The following is a 15,578-nucleotide window of genomic DNA, read 5'->3' as shown; positions in this document are numbered from 1 at the left end:
AGGTAGCGCAACCATAAGTTACAGCTTATCACTTTCGCAGCCCGCCCATGGCTGCGACATACCCTCAAGTCCGCTACTCGGCCCAGCGCACCCACCCCCCCCAGGCCGTGATCAACACCACCATGCCGAAGACGATGCGGTAGTAGGCAAACGGCACGAAGCTGTGGCTACTGATGTAGCGCAGCAGCCAGCGCACGCACAGCCAGGCGCTGAAGAACGAGAACACCAACCCGACGGCGAACATCGGGATGTCGGCTGCAGACAGCAGCGCACGCTCCTTGTACAGGCTGTACACACCGGCGCCGATCAGCGTGGGCATGGCCAGGAAGAACGAGAAATCGGTGGCCGCCTTGCGCGACAGCCCGAGCAGCATGCCACCGATGATGGTGGCGCCGCTGCGGCTGGTGCCCGGCACCATGGCCAGGCACTGCACCAGGCCCACCTTGAGGGCATCGAGCGGGCCCATGTCGTCCACCTCGTGGATGCGGGTGGCCCCCGGCGGGCGCTTTTCGGCCCAGAGGATGACGAAGCCCCCCAGGATGAAGGTGCTGGCCACCACCACCGGGATGAACAGGTGCGCCTTGATGGCCTTGCCCAGCAGCAGGCCCAGCACCACCGCCGGTAAAAAGCCGATGAGCACGTTGAGCACCAGGCGCTGCGCGCTGCGCTCGCGCGGCAGCGCCACCAGGGTGGAACGGATCTTCTGCCAGTAGACCAGGATGACCGCGAAGATGGCGCCGGTCTGGATGGCGATGTCGAAGACCTTGGCCTTGGCATCGTCGAAGCCAAGCAGGGAGCCTGCCAGGATCAGGTGGCCGGTGGAGGAGATGGGGAGAAATTCGGTCAGGCCTTCGACCACGCCCATGAGGGCGGCCTTGGCCAGCAAAACGAGGTCCACGCGTGCGTCCTTTTGGCCCACAGGGCCGGCAAAAGCTGCCGATTATCCCTGCCGACCGTCCCCGGCCGGCGCCAAAACACCTGCACCTTGCTCCGGTCCGCTGCATTTCGCTCCCTCGCCCGTGCATTTCATCGCAGGCCGGTGGCAGGCCCGCAAGGGGATCGGCACAGTACGCCCATTGCAGAAACCGGACCCCAGGAGCCCACCATGCAGATCACCCCCGTCATTGCCATCCACATGGCCGCCGCGCTGGCCGCCCTGGCCATCGGGCCCCTGGCCGTGTGGGCCCGTCGCACCCGCACCCAGCGCCAGCGCCTGCACCGCGCAGCCGGCTATGCCTGGGTCACGCTGATGGTGGCGGTCGCCCTGTCGGCCGTGTTCATCAGCGGCGACAAGGGCCCGCGCCTGGGCGGCTTCGGCCTGATCCACCTGCTGATCCCCGTCACCCTGGGCCTGATCGCCCTGTCGTTCCACTTCCTCGTGCGCGGCAACGTGGCGGCGCACCGCCGGATCATGCAGGGCACCTACATCGGCTCGTGCCTCGTGGCCGGTGCCTTCACCCTGCTGCCCAACCGCCTTCTCGGCCAGTGGCTCTGGAGCCAGCTGGGCATCGCCTGACCACCCACCCACCGCCCACTTTTCGTCCCCCTCACCGGAGCAACGCCATGATCATCGACCTTCTCATCCACCACCCCGAAGCCCTTGGCACCGTCCTGCAGAGGACCCCCACCTGGGTCTGGGGCCTGCTCGCCGGGCTCCTCGCCCTGGGCGGCAGCCAGCTCGTGGCCCGCACCGCCAGCCTGACCCGCGTGGCGGTGATGCCCGTGGCCATGACCCTGTTCTCGGTTTATGGGCTGGTGTCGGCCTTCGGCAGCTCCGGCCAGGTGCTGGGCGCCCTGGCCGCCTGGATGGCTGCTGCAGCCGTCGTGGCCACCCTCACCCTGGCGCTGTGGCCCACCCCTCCGACCGGCACCCGCTACCTGGCCGCCTCGCGCAGCTTCCACATTCCCGGCAGCCCGCTGCCCCTGCTGCTGATCCTGGGCATCTTTTTGACCAAGTACCTGGTCGGCATCGAAATGGCCATGCAGCCCGCCCTGGCGCACGACGCCACCTTCGACCTGGAGATCGCGGCGCTCTACGGCGTGTTCAACGGCCTGTTCATCGCCCGCTCGGCCCGCTTGTGGTGCTTGGCCAGGGCGCCCCGGGCGGTGGCCACCTCATCCGACCACGCTGCCGCCTGATTCGCACTTCAGCCCCCTTCCAAGGAGATCCACCATGTCCCGTCGCTACCCACTGTCCAACGACCCCATCGAAAACCTGGCCCGCAGGCGCGCCGGCGCCAAGTTCGGCTGGTTCATCCACGCCACCGTGTATGTGCTGGTCAACCTGCTGCTGGTATCGCTGTCGCTGTCCAGCGGCCGGCACTGGGCGGTGTTCCCCCTCGCCGGCTGGGGCATCGGCCTGCTGGTGCACGGCATGGTGGTGTTCTTCCTGGCCGGTGGCTCGGACTGGCACGAACGCATGGTGCAATCCGAGCGCGATCGCATCGCCCAGAACAACAACCGTCCCTGAACACGGGCCAAGGAGACAGCCATGCGCAACCCCATCCATCTGGCATTCGCAGGCCTGTTGGCCCTGTCGGCGGGTCTGGCACAGGCGGGCGTCGGCCTTCGGGAGATCGCCGGATTGCAAGGTGACGGCCCGGTGACGGTCTACTACCTCAGCAGTGCCGCCGATCAGCCACTGCAGCGTGGGCCATTCCACCTGCAGCTTGCCTGGCAGGGCGCGCCGGTGGAGGGCAACGGCCGGCTGGTCGTGGTCTCGCACGGTTCGGGGGGCAACCCCTGGGTGCATTCGGACCTCGCGCGCTCGCTGGTGGCTGCAGGCTTCGTGGTGGCCATGCCCGAACATGCAGGTGACAATGCCAAGGACCCGTCCAAGCCCGGGCCCGACAGCTGGAAGAAGCGCCCCGCCGAGGTCTCGCGCGCCATTGACGCCATCGCGAAGGATGCCGCACTGGCGCCCCTGCTCTCGCTCGACCGGGTCGGCATGTACGGCATGTCCGCCGGCGGCCACACGGCGCTGAGCCTGGCAGGCGGGCGCTGGTCCCCGGCCCGGTACAGGCAGCACTGCGAGGCGAACATCGCCGACGACTTTGCCACCTGCGTGGGGCTGCTCACCGAGCTCAAGGGCAATTTCCTCGACGGCGTGAAGAAGACCGTGGCACTGGGCGTGATCCGCCAGCGCTATGAAGACGCTACCTGGTACACACACGACGAGCCGCGCATCGCCGCCATCGTGGCCGGCGTGCCGCTCGCGGCAGACTTCGACATGGCGTCGCTGGCCAGGCCCAGGGTACCGCTGGCGCTGATCACTGCGGGCAAGGACCTGTGGCTGGTGCCGCGCTTTCACAGCGACCGGGTGACCGAGGCCTGCGCCGGGCACTGCACCGTGCTGGCCGCCCTGCCCGACGCCGGCCACGGCGCACTGCTCTCGCCGCAGCCTGCGCTTTCTCAAATGTCCGAGCTCGCCGTGCGCCTGCTGGGCGACCCGCCCGGCTTCGACCGCGGCCAGATGCGCGCGGTGGACAAGAAGATCGTGCGCTACTTCGAGCAACACCTGCAGGTGCCGGCACCCGTACAGGCCAAGGCCCCGTAGCGCACCGCGCTGCAGCCTAGAATCACCCCAACCATGACCGCCCCCCTGACCCCTGAAGCCATCGAGAAGCTCGCCCGCAAACGCGCAGGTGCCAAGCTCGGCTGGTACATGCATGCCGTCCTGTACGTGGTGGTCAACCTGATCGTGTTCTCCATGTCGCGCTACGGCTTCGGCAACCGGCCCTGGTCGGTGTACCCGCTGCTGGGCTGGGGGCTGGGGCTGGCGCTGCACGGTGTCTCGGTGTTCGTGCTGGGCACCGGCAGCGGCCTGCGCGAGCGCATGGTGCAGAAAGAGCGCGAGCGCCTGCTGCGCCAGCGCGACGGCAACTGACATGAAGCACCCCCTGAGGCGCTTCGCGCCTTCACCCCTCTCTCATATTGCTTCGCAATCTGGGAGGGGGACGCCCCCGGTGCGGCGGGGCGGCCCTTGCACGGGGGCACTGGCCTTGGCCGCGCCAGTTTCATGCGCCACGGGTGGCGCGAGGCGCAGTGGACCATTGACACACCCGCTGACAGCATGCTGCCCATGAAGATCGACTGGCTCGACAAGCTGCAGCGCCTGCTGCAGACCCTGGCCTTCTGCCTGGCGGTCTCCGGCATCCAGTACGCCTTCCGGCCCGACAAGCCCTACTACATACCGGCCACCTACTCGCTGGCCATCGGTACGCTGACCTGGGCGCTGGTCGACTTCGGCCGCCACCTGTTCGCCTCCAGCGAGGAGTACGGCTGGCCCAAGGGCATCGCGGGCTTTGCACTGCCCCTGGTGGGTATCGTGCTCGGCTACCTAGGCGGCACCGTGCTGGCGGACTGGTGGTGCGGCACCTCGTCTTGGGACAGTGCGGGGCGCGCGCAGTTGCGCATCTCCATCGGCATCACCGTGGTGGCGGGGACCGTCATCTGCTACTACTTCTACGTGAACGGCAAGAGCGCCTGGATGCAGGCGCGCATGACCGAGGTGCACAGTCAGGCCACCGAAGCCCAGCTCAAGCTGCTGGAGACACAGCTCGAACCCCACATGCTATTCAACACCCTGGCCAACCTGCGCATGCTGATCGGCACCGACCCAGTGCGCGCACAGGACATGCTGGACCGCATGATCGCCTACCTGCGGGCCACGCTGAGCGCATCGCGCAGCACGCAGCACCCGCTGGCCGACGAGTTCCAGCGCCTGGCCGACTACCTGGAGCTCATGGCCGTGCGCATGGGGCCGCGACTGGCCTACACGCTGGACCTGCCCGAGGCCTTGCGCGAGGTGCCCGTTCCCCCGCTGCTGCTGCAGCCGCTGGTGGAAAACGCCATCCGCCACGGGCTGGAGCCCGAAGTGGAAGGCGGCCACATCACCGTGCAGGCGCGCACACAGGCCGGCCCCAAGGGCCGGATGCTGCTGGTGCTGCAGGTGAGCGACACTGGCGCCGGGCTGGGCGCCGCGCGGCCCGCCGCATCCACGGCACCGGGCACCAGTTTCGGACTGACCCAGGTGCGCGAGCGCCTGGCCACGCTGCATGGCGAGGCCGGGCAGTTCGCGCTGGCCGCCCATGCGCCCCGGGGTACCAGCGCCACCATCACCTTTCCCTTGACTACGAGCCCGGCATGAACACCCCCACCGTGCGCGCCCTGATCGCCGAAGACGAGCCCCTGCTGGCCATGGCCCTGCAGCAGGAGCTGGCCCGCGCCTGGCCGGCGCTGCAGATCGCCGCCACCGTGGGCGATGGCCTCTCGGCCGTGCGCCAGGCGCTGGCGCTGCAGCCCGAGGTGCTGTTCTTCGACATCCGCATGCCGGGCCAGAGCGGGCTGGACGCGGCCGTGGAGCTGGCCGATGCCTGGCCTGCGGACAAGCCCTTCCCGGCCCTGGTGTTCGTGACGGCCTACGACCAGTACGCCGTGCAGGCCTTCGAGGCGCAGGCCGTGGACTACCTGCTCAAGCCGGTGCAGGCCGCGCGCCTGCAGAAGACCGTGCACAAACTGCAGCAGGCGCTGGCCTCCCAGGCCCCTGCGGCCAGCGCGCTCGAAGCCACCATGGCCCAGTTGCGCCACCTGCTGGCCGCGCCCGGGGTGGCCTCCGCCGCACCTGCCCCTGGGGCAGGGAGCCCCACAACACCCCTCACGCTGATCCAGGCCAGCAGCGGCAGCCAGATCCACATGGTGCCGGTGGCCGACGTGCTGTACTTCGAGGCCGCCGACAAATACGTGCGCGTGCTCACGGCGGAGCGCGAGTTCCTGATCCGCACGCCGCTCAAGGAGCTCACGGAGCAGCTCGACACCAGCGTGTTCTGGCAGATCCACCGCAGCACCCTGGTACGCGCCAGCGCCATCACCACGGTGACGCGCGACGAGGCCGGCAAGCTGCACCTGGCCCTCTCGGGCCGCCCCGAGAAGCTGGCCGTGAGCCGGCTCTACGCGCACCTCTTCAAGGCCATGTAAAGTCGGTGCCGAGCCGCGTGCACGCGCGCTCTGGTAAAATCGGCTCTGGGTGTACATGCCGCAGGGGCATGGCAGGTTCATGCGTCGGTCGGGCCGCCACGCGGCTTCACTGCGACTGGAAACCCATGCAACCCCACGCCATCCACTGGATTGCGGCGGCCCTCTTCGGCATTGCCCTGATCCACACCTTTGCCGCGCGCCTGTTCGAGCGGCTGTCCCACCGCTACCCCCGCCATGCCGGCCTGCTCCACCTGCTGGGCGAGGTGGAGGTGGTCTTCGGCTTCTGGGCCATAGTGCTCGTGGTCGCCATGGCCCTGATCTCGGGCGGTACCGGAGCACTCGCCTATGCCGAGTCGCGCAACTACACCGAGCCCCTGTTCGTCTTCGTGGTGATGGTGATCGCGGCCTCCAGCCCGGTGCTGCGCACCGTGATCGCAGCGATCGACGCCGTGGCACGGCGCATGCCTCTGCCCACGCCCCTGGCCACCGCCTGGCTGGGGCTGGCGGCCGTGCCGCTGCTGGGCTCGCTGGTCACCGAGCCGGCGGCCATGACCATTGCCGCGCTGATGCTGGCGCCGCAGATCTTTCGCCCGGCCGTGCCCGAGCGCGTGAAGTACTTTGCGCTGGGCGTGCTCTTCGTCAACGTGTCCATCGGCGGCACGCTCACGTCGTACGCCGCACCACCGGTGCTGATGGTGGCCACCACCTGGCAATGGGACAGCGCCTTCATGCTGGCCACCTTCGGCTGGAAGGCCGCCATCGCCGTGCTGGTCAACGCCACTGTCTGCGCTGCCGTGCTGCGTCGGCACCTGCTGGAGGCCCCTGCCGCCACCGCACCCTCCGTGCCGCCCGTCCCCATGGCGGTGGTGGCCGTGCACCTGGCCCTGCTGGCCGGCGTGGTGCTGTTCGCCCACCACCCGGTCGTGTTCCTGGCGCTGTTCCTGATGTTCCTGGGCTACACCCAGGCCTACGACAAGCACCAGAGCCCGCTCATCATCAAGGAAGCATTGCTCGTGGGCTTCTTTCTCGCCGGGCTGGTGGTGCTGGGCGGCATGCAGCAGTGGTGGCTGCAGCCCATCGTCTCGGGCCTGCAGCCCCTGGCCCTGTTCGCCGGGGCCCTGGGCCTCACGGCCATCACCGACAACGCGGCACTGACCTACCTGGGCTCGCTGATCGAGGGCATGTCCGACCCGGCCAAGTACATGCTGGTGGCGGGTGCCGTGGCAGGCGGTGGCCTCACCGTGATCGCCAACGCCCCCAACCCCGCCGGCGTGGCCCTGCTCAAGGGAGGTTTCGAAGACGGCAGCATCGGCGCGGGCGGGCTGCTGGTGGGGGCGCTGCTGCCAACCGCCGTTGCGGCGGCAGCCTTCCTGCTTCTTTAGGGCAATTGATCAATCGGCCTTGAGCTGCATGGCGGGCCGCGCCTGCACCAGTTCCAGCCAGGCCTGCACGTGCGGGTGCGCTGCCACCGGCGCACCGACGTAGACGCTGTAGCCGAGGACGGCGCCCACGATCAGGTCCACCAGCGAATAGTCGGCGCCCAGCATCCAGGCCTGTGCGGCCAGGCGGGCATCGAGCAGGGCGAGCAACTGGTCCAGGCCGCTGCGCGCTGCAGCCGCATGCACCTCGCTGCGCAAGGCCTCATCACCCTGCGTGGCCACATGCAGGCGCACCAGCAGGGTGCCGTAGGTCACATAGGCCCAGGTCGCCCAGGACAGGGCCTGCATGCGCTCGGGTGTGCCCTCCTTCGGCCACAGGCCGCGCTCCACACCGTACTGCCCGGCCAGCCAGAAATGGATGGCCAGGGTCTCGAACATGGGGTTGCCGTCCACCACCATGGTGGGCACCTTGCCATTGGGGTTGAGGGCCAGGAACTCGGGGCGGCGCTGGTCGCCGGCCTTCAGGTCCAGCGTGACGCGCTCGTGGGGAATGCCCAGTTCGACCAGTGCGCTGGCGATGGGGGTGGCGCTGGACATGGGGTGCCAGTAGAGGACGATGGACATGGGAGACTCCTTGAAGTGGTTGGTTGCCGGGTTCAATCCGTTTCGGCACTGCGCCGAGAACGTGGGTGCAATGTAGGATCGATTGCGGACAGATTCCGCCCTCGATTCGACGTACATTCATTTCCATGCTGTCCTCGTCTTCCCGCCTGCTGCGCGTGCTCTCTCTGCTGCAGACCCGCAGCCACTGGGCCGGTGCCGAACTGGCCGAGCGCCTGGAGATCCACCCACGCACCGTGCGCCGCGACATCGACCGGCTGCGCGAGCTGGGCTACCCCATCCACGCCAGCAGCGGCGTGGCCGGCGGCTATGCGTTCCGTGCAGGCCAGGCATTGCCGCCGCTGCTGCTCGACGACGAGGAGGCCCTGGCCGTGGCGATTGCCCTGCGCCTGGCCACGGCCGGCACCGTGGGCGGGGTGGAGGAAAGCTCGCTGCGCGCCATGGTCAAGCTCGAACAGGTCATGCCCGCGCGCCTGCGCAAGCGCATCGACGCGCTGCGCTCGGCCATCCTGCCCACCGAGCATGTGGGCCCGACCGTGCACGCCGCGGCGCTCTCGGTGCTGGCCACGGCCTGCCGCGACCAGCTGCGCGTGGATTTCGCCTACCTGGACGGCAAGGGCCAGGCCAGCCAGCGCAGCGTGGAGCCGCAGGGCCTGGTGCACAGCGGCCAGCGCTGGTACCTGGTGGCCTGGGACCCGGCGCGCAGCGACTGGCGCACCTTCCGCATCGACCGCATGGCCGGCGATGCGGTGGCGGGTGCCCACTTCGCCCCCCGCGCCGGCCCGGACGGGGGCGACCTGCGCGCCTACGTGTCACGCTCTGTAGCGCTGACGCAGTACCCGCAGCAGGCGCGCATCATCCTGCACCAGCCGCAGGCCACCATGGCACGGCGCATACCGCCGTCCGCCGGTGTGCTGGAGGCGCTGGACGACGCGCGCTGCGTGCTGGCCTGCGGCGCCCACCAGCAAAGCACGCTGGTGCACTGGCTGCTGGCGCTGGACGTGGAGTTCGAGGTGCTGGAGCCGGAGAGCCTGCGCGACCTGCTGCAGGCCGCCACCGAGCGCGTGGCGCGCGGCCTGGCGCGCGGGCGCACCTGAGCAGGAGCCCGTGTTTTCTGGGCATTTTTCACGCCCACGCCGCCCTTTTGCAGATGACCGGTCAGGGTTTGCAGTCCGCGCCCTGTGCGTCTGGCACCATGGTCTTTCCATTCACCGAACTGCCAACGAACCCATGGATTTCGATTCTGTCCTGCCCCTGCTCCAGCGCATCTATGCCTCGGCCAACATGGGCATCGACGACAACGGCCAGACGTTCCACCGCATTCCCGACACCGTGACGGCCCAAGAGCGCCAGCAGCTGGCCGATGCTGGCTGGGAGCCCAACGACCAGGTGCAGCTGCCGCACGACGCGGCCACGCAGCGCTTGCGCAGCCTGGCCGCGCAGGTGGACCTGCGGCGCGCGGCCGACGCCTTCGTGTCCTCTCTGGGATCAGGCGGGCTGCACTGGCAGGCCGTGCTGCCATCGGTGGCCCTGGGCCTGGCGATGCCGGTGCATGCAATGCAGCCCATGGGCCAGCAAGGAGATCGCTGCGCCATCTGCTTTCACACCACATCGGCCAAGGACCGCACCCTGCTGGCCTACTTCCGCGGCATCGAAGGCTCGGGCTGGAGCGACGAGGACGGCCCGCTGGGTGCCGTGCTGGCCCTTGAAGACGCACTGAAGCTACCGCAGGAGCTTTGGCCCCGCCCCACGCCGCGCGACGTCTGGCTGCTGCACCACCTGCTGGACCTGCTGCGCGCCCTGCACCCAGCCACCCGCTACAGCCAGGCACGCAAAAGCCTCCAGGAGACGAAACTGCTGCGGCCGCACAAGCCCCAGCGCTACGGATCACTGCTCGAAGCGCTGGCTTTCATGGGGGTGCTGGAGACGCCCGAACGCCCCGGCCTGTTCACCCGCTTCACCACGGCGCGCGAACGCGACCAGCGACCCAGCGTGCGCGTGGAAGTGCCCGCGCCGCTGGCCTGGTGGTCGGCGGGCGATGGCACCAACGGCGCCCTGCTGCAGCACCTGTTCGGCCACCTGGAGCGCCCTGAAGGGGAACCCGCTGCCCCACCCCCACCACCCCGTGCCAGGCCTGCGGCGCAACCCCCCGGTGTGGCCAGGGCGCCCCGCGCCCTGCCGGGCCCGCTGGCCGCAGGGGACGTGTATGCCGTGCGCTTTCGCGAAGACCTCTGGGGCGCCGCCTACTGCCACGAGGTGACGCCCGATGCGCGCGGCATCCTGCGCGGCCGCATGGAGTACCTGGACATCCTCTCGCCCATACCGCCCACCGCCGACGCCGTGGCCGGCCGGGGCTTTCGTGACCGCACGCACGACGGCAGCCGCTGGCAGACCTGGTGCGCCGGGCTGGACAAGACCACCGGCGTGAAACGCATCGCCGCGCAGGTGCCCGCGCCGCCCCATGCGCAGCCGACGCCAGACCGATTGCCCGTGGGCTCCGCCAAGGACCTCAGGCACCTGGCGGCGTGGAACTTTCCACAGCTGTGAACGTACGATACGCACCATGACCACCCTGCCCTACCCGGAACTCTTCGCCATGCTCGGGCGCCGCCTGGCCGCGCAGGACGCCGTGCCGCCGCAGGCCATCGACAAGGCCGAGGCCGGCCTGCAGGTCACCGTGCCGGACGCACTGCGCGATTTCTACCTGCAGGCCGGCAATGCGCGCGACTTCACCGCCGTGTACGACCAGTTCCTGGCACCGTCGGAATGGGGTGTGCAGGACGGCAGGCTGATCTTCGTGGAAGAAAACCAGGACGTGGTGCGATACGGCGTGGACTGCAGCGCCGATGCCCCGGCCGACCCGCCCGTATGGATAGCGACCACCGGCGCCACGCTGGAGTGGCATGCGGCCAGCGACACCTGCTCTGGCTTCATCGCCGCCATGCTGGCGTGGCAGGCCGCCTTTGGCGAAGCCCTGCCCTTCACGGGCTCGGGCCTGGCAACGCCCGCCGCAGCGGCGGCGCTCGCAGGCGGCGACTGGCACCACCTGGGCACGGTCAACGGGATGAGCGCCTACCTGCGGCCGGGCCAGGCCGTGTGCCAGGTGGAGTGGGACGACGGTGTGCGCCTTTTCGTGGGCACGCTGACGGATGAATCCTTCTGGGCGCTGGAGGACCTGCTCGGTGTGGAGCTGGAGGCCCACGACTGAAGCGCGCGCGCCCGCTTCAAGCAAGCAGGCAGGCCAGCACCCTGGCCAGCATGTCGTTCACGTCGCTGACCAGCACCGCACCAGGCAATTCCACGCCACCGTACAGCACGAAGACCGGCTTGCCCCACTTGAGGCCCATGGCCATCTCCGACAGGGTGCCCATGTTGCTGCCGATGGCCACCAGGCAGACGCCGGCGCGCGCGATGATGGCGTTGCGCATCTCCCCCATGCCGGTGGGCACCGCCACACTCAGCCACTCGTTGGCCTGGGAGTCATCGTCCTCGGGCAGGATGCCCACGGCAATTCCCCCGGCCTCGCTGGCCCCGCGCGATGCGGCGGCCATGACACCGCCGCGCCCGCCGCAGATCACCACCATGCCGGCGCCCGCCAGCGCATGCGCCACGGCATAGGCAGCGGCGCACTCTGCCTCGTTGGCATCGCCCGGCCCGATCACGGCCACCGGCTGGCGGTGGCGCGCGGGCCCCTGCTGTTTCAGGGCCAGGCGCTGCAGCGACTGCATGACCGGTGCCGACAGCACCTCAATGACCGGCACCGACCGCACCCCGCTCGCGCCTTCGCGTAAAGACATCACCCACTCCCATCACGACCACACACACGACCATCAGCACCAGCGACAAGGCCGCTGCCACCGCGAAATCCGACCCGCCATCGCTGACCTGTGCCAGCAGCATCAGCGGCAGGATGTTGAGCTGCGTGCCCACCAGCGCCAGCGCCGTGCCGTAGGTGCCCATGGCGATCGCGGCCACCATGCAGGCGTTGGACAGCACCGAGGGCAGCACCTCGGGCACCACCGTGTCCCAAAAGGCCCGCGCGCGCGACGCGCCCAGCGTGCGCGCGGCCTGCACCGGGCGCAGGTCAAGGTTGGCGAACACCGGGTACAGCGACAGGGCCACGCGCGGGATCAGGTAGTAGGCATAGGCCACGCCCAGGCCCGAGACGCTGTAGATCCAGCTGCCGATCACCGCCGGGTCGCCACCCAGCCCCGCCAGCAGTTGCGTGACGAAGCCCGCGCGCCCAAAGGCCAGGATGAAGCCGTAGGCGATCACCAGCCCCGAGAAGGCCAGCGGCAGGCCCAGCAGGGTCATCATCCACTGGCGCCGCGACGGGCTCTGGCGTGCCAGCTCGATGGCGATGCAGGCGCCCACCAGCGCCGACACCGCGCCCGCCGCCAGCCCCAGCGCCAGCGTGTTGCGCAGCGCCCCGATGAACAGCGGGTTGCCGAACAGGCGCGCGAAGGCGCTGCCACCATCGCCGAAGGCCTCGGGCAGCAGCGCCGCCAGCGGCACCGCGAAAAAGAGCGCCATGAAGGCCCATGCGGGCCAGGCACCAAAGCGTCGCATGCTGGCGATCCTATTTGTTGCCCAGTGCGGCCAGGGCCCACAGGCGGTCCACCTCGGCCTTGCGCTCGGAGGCCTTGACCACGTCGAGCGGGCGGATCTGCGGCGCGGCCGGCATCTTCGCGGCCACGTCGGCAGACAGCGGCGTGCCGGGCACAGCAGGGCGCACGAAGCCCTGCGCGAACAGCGTCTGCCCGGCCTCGCTCATGATGAAGTTGAGCCAGAGCTTGCCGGCATTGGGGTTGGGGCCGTTCTTCACCAGGCTGATGGCATAGGGCGCGGCCACGCTGGCCTCCTTGGGGATCACCACCTCGACCGCATCGCCCATACCGTCCACATGCTTGGCCTTGAGGCCATCGTTCTCGTAGCTGATCCAGACCGGGATCTCGCCCTTGAGGAACTTGGCGTAGGGCGTGGTGCCCTCCACGCGCAGCACATTGCCGGCGGCATGCAGCTTGCCCAGGTAGTCGGTGCCGGGCTGCACGTTGTCCACGCTGCCGCCGTTGGCGTAGGCCGCGGCAAAGGTCAGCACCTGGCCGATGCCGGTGGAGCGCGGGTCCAGGTAGACCACGGTGTTCTTGAACTCGGGCTTGAGCAGGTCGGCCCAGCCGGTGGGCACGTTCTTCACCAGCTTCTTGTTCACCAGGAAGGCGATGTTGAGCGTGTGGATGGTGAACCAGCGGCCCTCGGCCTCGCGGAACACGGGTGGCAGCTTGTCGAAGTTGACGGGCTTGAAGGGGGCGACCACGTCCTTCTTCGCCGCGTCCACGGCCGACGCGGCGAAGTAGTAGGCGGTGTCGGCCTGCGGGCGGCGGCGGGTCTTTTCCAGCGCCACCACGGTGGCGGCAGAACCGATGTCGTTGTAGGTCAGCTCGATCTCGGGGTAGCGCTTCTTGAAGTCGCGGAACAGCGACTTCCAGTTGGCCCACTCGGGGCCTGTGTCGAACGAGACGCACAGACCTTCCTTCTGCGCCTCGGCGTACAAGGCCTTCTCGCCCGCATAGAGCTCGGGGCCGTCGAAGGCGAAGGCGGTACGTGCGGCAAGCGTTGCGAATGACAGTACGGGCAATGCGCCGGCGGCCTGGATCAGTTGTCTGCGTTGCATGGTGGCTCCTCGGTGGGATGGGTTGGGTGAGGGAAGGAACTCAGTCGTCAAGAAGGCGGATGTGCTCGGGCGCGATGGCGATGGCTTGAGCCGCAGGTATGGGCGACTCGGCCAGGAAGGGCTTGGCCGCACCGGGCACCTCGAAGTCGTAGCGCGTGAGCGCCCCCAGGTAGCGCTGGGCACCGGTGCGCCCGGCCAGGCGGTTCAGGCTGCCTGGCGGCGGGTCGGGCTGGATATGCTCGGGGCGCACCAGCACATGCACCTGGGCGCCTGCAGCGCGGGTGCCCGTGTTGGCCGCCAGTTCGGCAAACCCCAGGTCGAGCCGCCCGGGCGATGCCACTTTGGCAGGCAGGATGGTCGAGAGGCCAACGAACTCGGCCACCGCGCGGCTGGCGGGCTGCTCGTAGATCTCGCGCGGGGTGGCGATCTGCAGCAGCCGGCCGTCCTTGAGCATGGCCACGCGGTCGGCCATCACCAGCGCTTCCTCCTGGTCGTGCGTGACCAGCAGCGTGGTGGCGCCAAAGCGCTGCTGGATGGCGCGGATCTCGTCGCGCAGGTGTCCGCGCACACTGGCATCGAGCGCCGACAGCGGCTCGTCGAGCAGCAGCGCCAGCGGGTCGATGGCCAGCGCACGGGCCAGTGCCACGCGCTGCTGCTGCCCGCCCGAGAGCTGGGCAACGCCGCGTTGCGCATAGCCGCCCAGGCCCACGATGTCGAGCAGCTCCTGCGCTCGCCGGTGGCGCTCGGCCACGCCCACCTTGCGCAGCTTGAGGCCGTAGGCCACGTTGTCGAGCACGCTGAGGTGCGGGAACAGGGCATAGCTCTGGAACACCATGCCCATGCGGCGCTCGTGCACCGGTGTGCGCGACATGTCCTTGCCATCGAAGGCAATGTGGCCGGTATGGCCGGTGGTGAGCCCCGACACCAGCTGGAGCAGCGTGGATTTGCCCGAGCCGCTGGGCCCGATCACCGCCACCAGTTCGCCGGTGCGCACCTGCAGCGACACCTCGTGCAGGCCGTGCGCACTGCCCGGGTAGTGGTAGCTGACGTTGTCGAGGACGAGGCTCATGGGCGCTGCTTTACCAAAGAGGAGGACAGGAGGGCCGATGCCCCGGCCAGCACCAGCAGGATCACCGTGGCAGCGCAGGCAAAACCCGTGGCGCCGTAGAAGGCCTGCAGCAGCACCACCGGGTAGGTGCGGTTCTGAAAGCTGGTGAGCAGGTTCGATACGCCGAACTCGCCGACCGAGATGGCGGCCACCATGACGAGCCCGCTGATCAGGCTCTGGCGCAGGCTGGGCAGCACGATGCCGGTGAACTGCTGCCAGCCCGAGGCGCCCAGGGTGGCTGCGGCCTGTTCGAGCCGGGAGAGGTCCAGGTGGCGCAGATCGGTCAGCAGCGTGTTGGTGAGGTAGGGCAGCGTGAGGATGGCGTGCGCCGCGATCAAGAGCGGCATGGAGCCGAGCCAGGGCGCAAGATCGGTGTTGAACACCACCATGTAGCCAAAAGCCAGGGTGATGGCCGGCACGGCCACGGGCATGGCGCTCACGATGCGCGCCGCCATACCGCCGCTGCGGCGCGCGCCGTGGTACAGCGCATAGGCCAGCGGCAGGGCCAGCACGGTGTTGATGGCGCAGGCGGCCATGGCCACCACCAGGCTGCTCACGAAGGCCTTGCGGAACGAGGTGTCTTGCCAGAGGTCGAGGTACCACTGGCCCGTGGTGCCCGTGGGCAGCAGCGTATTGGTCCAGTTGCCGCCCACGCTGCCGACCATGAGCAGTGCGATGGGCAGCAGCAGGTACAGGCCGTAGATGAGGGAAATGCCGCGGACCACGTTGTTGTCTCCAATGTCAGAATCACCGGCATACTTTCCGGATGCGCTACTGTCCGCCACAAGGCATGCCGCAGCACTGGCCAAATTCTAGGGAGAGA

At 69.1% G+C, this 15,578-nt stretch carries 18 protein-coding genes; 11 read left to right on the top strand and 7 right to left on the bottom strand.

All coding sequences use genetic code 11. The features are described from left to right. Positions 1 to 73: 73 nt before the first annotated feature. Positions 74 to 898, bottom strand: coding sequence for an undecaprenyl-diphosphate phosphatase (locus ACSQ3Y_RS09495; protein ID WP_436177096.1), 825 nt, complete (start codon positions 896 to 898; stop codon positions 74 to 76). Positions 899 to 1,105: 207 nt separating this feature from the next. Between ACSQ3Y_RS09495 and ACSQ3Y_RS09490 the strand changes: the two genes are divergently transcribed. The 8 genes from ACSQ3Y_RS09490 (at position 1,106) to ACSQ3Y_RS09455 (ending at position 7,358) form a co-directional block, all read left to right on the top strand. Beyond that, positions 1,106 to 1,516, top strand: coding sequence for a DUF2306 domain-containing protein (locus ACSQ3Y_RS09490; RefSeq protein ID WP_436177095.1), 411 nt, complete (start codon positions 1,106 to 1,108; stop codon positions 1,514 to 1,516). 47 nt (positions 1,517 to 1,563) lie between these two features. Continuing rightward, a complete protein-coding gene (locus tag ACSQ3Y_RS09485; RefSeq protein ID WP_436177094.1) occupies positions 1,564 to 2,139 on the top strand; it encodes a DUF6622 family protein in 576 nt (191 codons plus the stop codon). 34 nt (positions 2,140 to 2,173) lie between these two features. Then, positions 2,174 to 2,470, top strand: a complete 297-nt coding sequence (locus ACSQ3Y_RS09480) for a 2TM domain-containing protein (RefSeq protein WP_436177093.1) — start codon at positions 2,174 to 2,176, stop codon at positions 2,468 to 2,470. A gap of 21 nt (positions 2,471 to 2,491) precedes the next feature. Continuing rightward, positions 2,492 to 3,556: an alpha/beta hydrolase family protein gene (locus tag ACSQ3Y_RS09475; protein ID WP_436177092.1), complete on the top strand. Its 1,065-nt coding sequence runs from the start codon at positions 2,492 to 2,494 to the stop codon at positions 3,554 to 3,556. Positions 3,557 to 3,589: 33 nt separating this feature from the next. Further along, entirely contained in the window at positions 3,590 to 3,886 is a 297-nt protein-coding gene (locus tag ACSQ3Y_RS09470; RefSeq protein WP_436177091.1) for a 2TM domain-containing protein, read from the top strand. 195 nt (positions 3,887 to 4,081) lie between these two features. Continuing rightward, complete coding sequence (locus tag ACSQ3Y_RS09465) at positions 4,082 to 5,149, top strand: sensor histidine kinase (RefSeq protein ID WP_436180100.1); 1,068 nt, start codon at positions 4,082 to 4,084, stop codon at positions 5,147 to 5,149. After that, on the top strand, positions 5,146 to 5,976 hold the full coding sequence (locus ACSQ3Y_RS09460) for a LytR/AlgR family response regulator transcription factor (protein WP_436177090.1): 831 nt from the start codon (positions 5,146 to 5,148) through the stop codon (positions 5,974 to 5,976). Before ACSQ3Y_RS09465 ends, ACSQ3Y_RS09460 begins: the two co-directional genes overlap by 4 nt. 125 nt (positions 5,977 to 6,101) lie before the next feature. Further along, complete coding sequence (locus ACSQ3Y_RS09455; protein WP_436177089.1) at positions 6,102 to 7,358, top strand: putative Na+/H+ antiporter; 1,257 nt, start codon at positions 6,102 to 6,104, stop codon at positions 7,356 to 7,358. Between the two features lie 9 nt (positions 7,359 to 7,367). Here the strand turns inward: ACSQ3Y_RS09455 and ACSQ3Y_RS09450 are convergent, their stop codons facing one another. After that, positions 7,368 to 7,979: a glutathione S-transferase family protein gene (locus tag ACSQ3Y_RS09450; protein ID WP_436177088.1), complete on the bottom strand. Its 612-nt coding sequence runs from the start codon at positions 7,977 to 7,979 to the stop codon at positions 7,368 to 7,370. A gap of 125 nt (positions 7,980 to 8,104) precedes the next feature. Between ACSQ3Y_RS09450 and ACSQ3Y_RS09445 the strand changes: the two genes are divergently transcribed. From ACSQ3Y_RS09445 to ACSQ3Y_RS09435, 3 genes are all read left to right on the top strand, one after another. Then, positions 8,105 to 9,073 (top strand): helix-turn-helix transcriptional regulator, encoded by a 969-nt coding sequence (locus tag ACSQ3Y_RS09445; RefSeq protein ID WP_436177087.1) that lies wholly within the window; start codon positions 8,105 to 8,107, stop codon positions 9,071 to 9,073. A 133-nt stretch (positions 9,074 to 9,206) separates the two neighbouring features. Beyond that, positions 9,207 to 10,523 carry a hypothetical protein gene (locus ACSQ3Y_RS09440; RefSeq protein ID WP_436177086.1) on the top strand — a complete coding sequence of 439 codons (1,317 nt, stop codon included), beginning with the start codon at positions 9,207 to 9,209 and terminating at the stop codon, positions 10,521 to 10,523. Between the two features lie 16 nt (positions 10,524 to 10,539). Beyond that, on the top strand, positions 10,540 to 11,184 hold the full coding sequence (locus ACSQ3Y_RS09435) for an SMI1/KNR4 family protein (RefSeq protein ID WP_436177085.1): 645 nt from the start codon (positions 10,540 to 10,542) through the stop codon (positions 11,182 to 11,184). 16 nt (positions 11,185 to 11,200) lie between these two features. On the opposite strand, the gene ACSQ3Y_RS09430 is transcribed toward ACSQ3Y_RS09435, so the two are convergent. The 5 genes from ACSQ3Y_RS09430 to ACSQ3Y_RS09410 are packed head-to-tail and all read right to left on the bottom strand — an operon-like array spanning position 11,201 to position 15,480. Next, on the bottom strand, positions 11,201 to 11,773 hold the full coding sequence (locus ACSQ3Y_RS09430; protein ID WP_436177084.1) for a TIGR00725 family protein: 573 nt from the start codon (positions 11,771 to 11,773) through the stop codon (positions 11,201 to 11,203). Then, a complete protein-coding gene (locus ACSQ3Y_RS09425) occupies positions 11,724 to 12,545 on the bottom strand; it encodes an ABC transporter permease (RefSeq protein ID WP_436177083.1) in 822 nt (273 codons plus the stop codon). The genes ACSQ3Y_RS09430 and ACSQ3Y_RS09425 overlap by 50 nt, the downstream gene beginning before the upstream one ends. A gap of 10 nt (positions 12,546 to 12,555) precedes the next feature. Next, the gene (locus ACSQ3Y_RS09420; RefSeq protein ID WP_436177082.1) at positions 12,556 to 13,647 is read right to left on the bottom strand and encodes an extracellular solute-binding protein; all 1,092 of its coding nucleotides are present in this window, start codon (positions 13,645 to 13,647) and stop codon (positions 12,556 to 12,558) included. Positions 13,648 to 13,687: 40 nt separating this feature from the next. Beyond that, positions 13,688 to 14,716: an ABC transporter ATP-binding protein gene (locus tag ACSQ3Y_RS09415; RefSeq protein WP_436177081.1), complete on the bottom strand. Its 1,029-nt coding sequence runs from the start codon at positions 14,714 to 14,716 to the stop codon at positions 13,688 to 13,690. Then, on the bottom strand, positions 14,713 to 15,480 hold the full coding sequence (locus tag ACSQ3Y_RS09410) for an ABC transporter permease (RefSeq protein WP_436177080.1): 768 nt from the start codon (positions 15,478 to 15,480) through the stop codon (positions 14,713 to 14,715). The genes ACSQ3Y_RS09415 and ACSQ3Y_RS09410 overlap by 4 nt, the downstream gene beginning before the upstream one ends. Positions 15,481 to 15,578 lie beyond the last annotated feature (98 nt).

The organism is Acidovorax sp. LjRoot66, assembly GCF_964253305.1.
Taxonomy (GTDB): domain Bacteria; phylum Pseudomonadota; class Gammaproteobacteria; order Burkholderiales; family Burkholderiaceae_C; genus Acidovorax.
The sequence above is the reverse complement of the archived record's forward strand: the minus strand, read 5'-3'. Positions and strand labels throughout refer to the sequence as shown.

Excerpts from the sequence above, each read along its gene's own strand:
- ACSQ3Y_RS09455 (WP_436177089.1), top strand. The coding sequence starts at position 6,102 with ATGCAACCCCACGCCATCCACTGGATTGCGGCGGCCCTCTTCGGCATT.
- ACSQ3Y_RS09435 (WP_436177085.1), top strand. The coding sequence starts at position 10,540 with ATGACCACCCTGCCCTACCCGGAACTCTTCGCCATGCTCGGGCGCCGC.
- ACSQ3Y_RS09460 (WP_436177090.1), top strand. The coding sequence starts at position 5,146 with ATGAACACCCCCACCGTGCGCGCCCTGATCGCCGAAGACGAGCCCCTG.
- ACSQ3Y_RS09490 (WP_436177095.1), top strand. The coding sequence starts at position 1,106 with ATGCAGATCACCCCCGTCATTGCCATCCACATGGCCGCCGCGCTGGCC.
- ACSQ3Y_RS09425 (WP_436177083.1), bottom strand. The coding sequence starts at position 12,545 with ATGCGACGCTTTGGTGCCTGGCCCGCATGGGCCTTCATGGCGCTCTTT.
- ACSQ3Y_RS09450 (WP_436177088.1), bottom strand. The coding sequence starts at position 7,979 with ATGTCCATCGTCCTCTACTGGCACCCCATGTCCAGCGCCACCCCCATC.
- ACSQ3Y_RS09445 (WP_436177087.1), top strand. The coding sequence starts at position 8,105 with ATGCTGTCCTCGTCTTCCCGCCTGCTGCGCGTGCTCTCTCTGCTGCAG.
- ACSQ3Y_RS09440 (WP_436177086.1), top strand. The coding sequence starts at position 9,207 with ATGGATTTCGATTCTGTCCTGCCCCTGCTCCAGCGCATCTATGCCTCG.
- ACSQ3Y_RS09465 (WP_436180100.1), top strand. The coding sequence starts at position 4,082 with ATGAAGATCGACTGGCTCGACAAGCTGCAGCGCCTGCTGCAGACCCTG.
- ACSQ3Y_RS09485 (WP_436177094.1), top strand. The coding sequence starts at position 1,564 with ATGATCATCGACCTTCTCATCCACCACCCCGAAGCCCTTGGCACCGTC.
- ACSQ3Y_RS09420 (WP_436177082.1), bottom strand. The coding sequence starts at position 13,647 with ATGCAACGCAGACAACTGATCCAGGCCGCCGGCGCATTGCCCGTACTG.
- ACSQ3Y_RS09415 (WP_436177081.1), bottom strand. The coding sequence starts at position 14,716 with ATGAGCCTCGTCCTCGACAACGTCAGCTACCACTACCCGGGCAGTGCG.
- ACSQ3Y_RS09475 (WP_436177092.1), top strand. The coding sequence starts at position 2,492 with ATGCGCAACCCCATCCATCTGGCATTCGCAGGCCTGTTGGCCCTGTCG.
- ACSQ3Y_RS09480 (WP_436177093.1), top strand. The coding sequence starts at position 2,174 with ATGTCCCGTCGCTACCCACTGTCCAACGACCCCATCGAAAACCTGGCC.
- ACSQ3Y_RS09430 (WP_436177084.1), bottom strand. The coding sequence starts at position 11,773 with ATGTCTTTACGCGAAGGCGCGAGCGGGGTGCGGTCGGTGCCGGTCATT.
- ACSQ3Y_RS09470 (WP_436177091.1), top strand. The coding sequence starts at position 3,590 with ATGACCGCCCCCCTGACCCCTGAAGCCATCGAGAAGCTCGCCCGCAAA.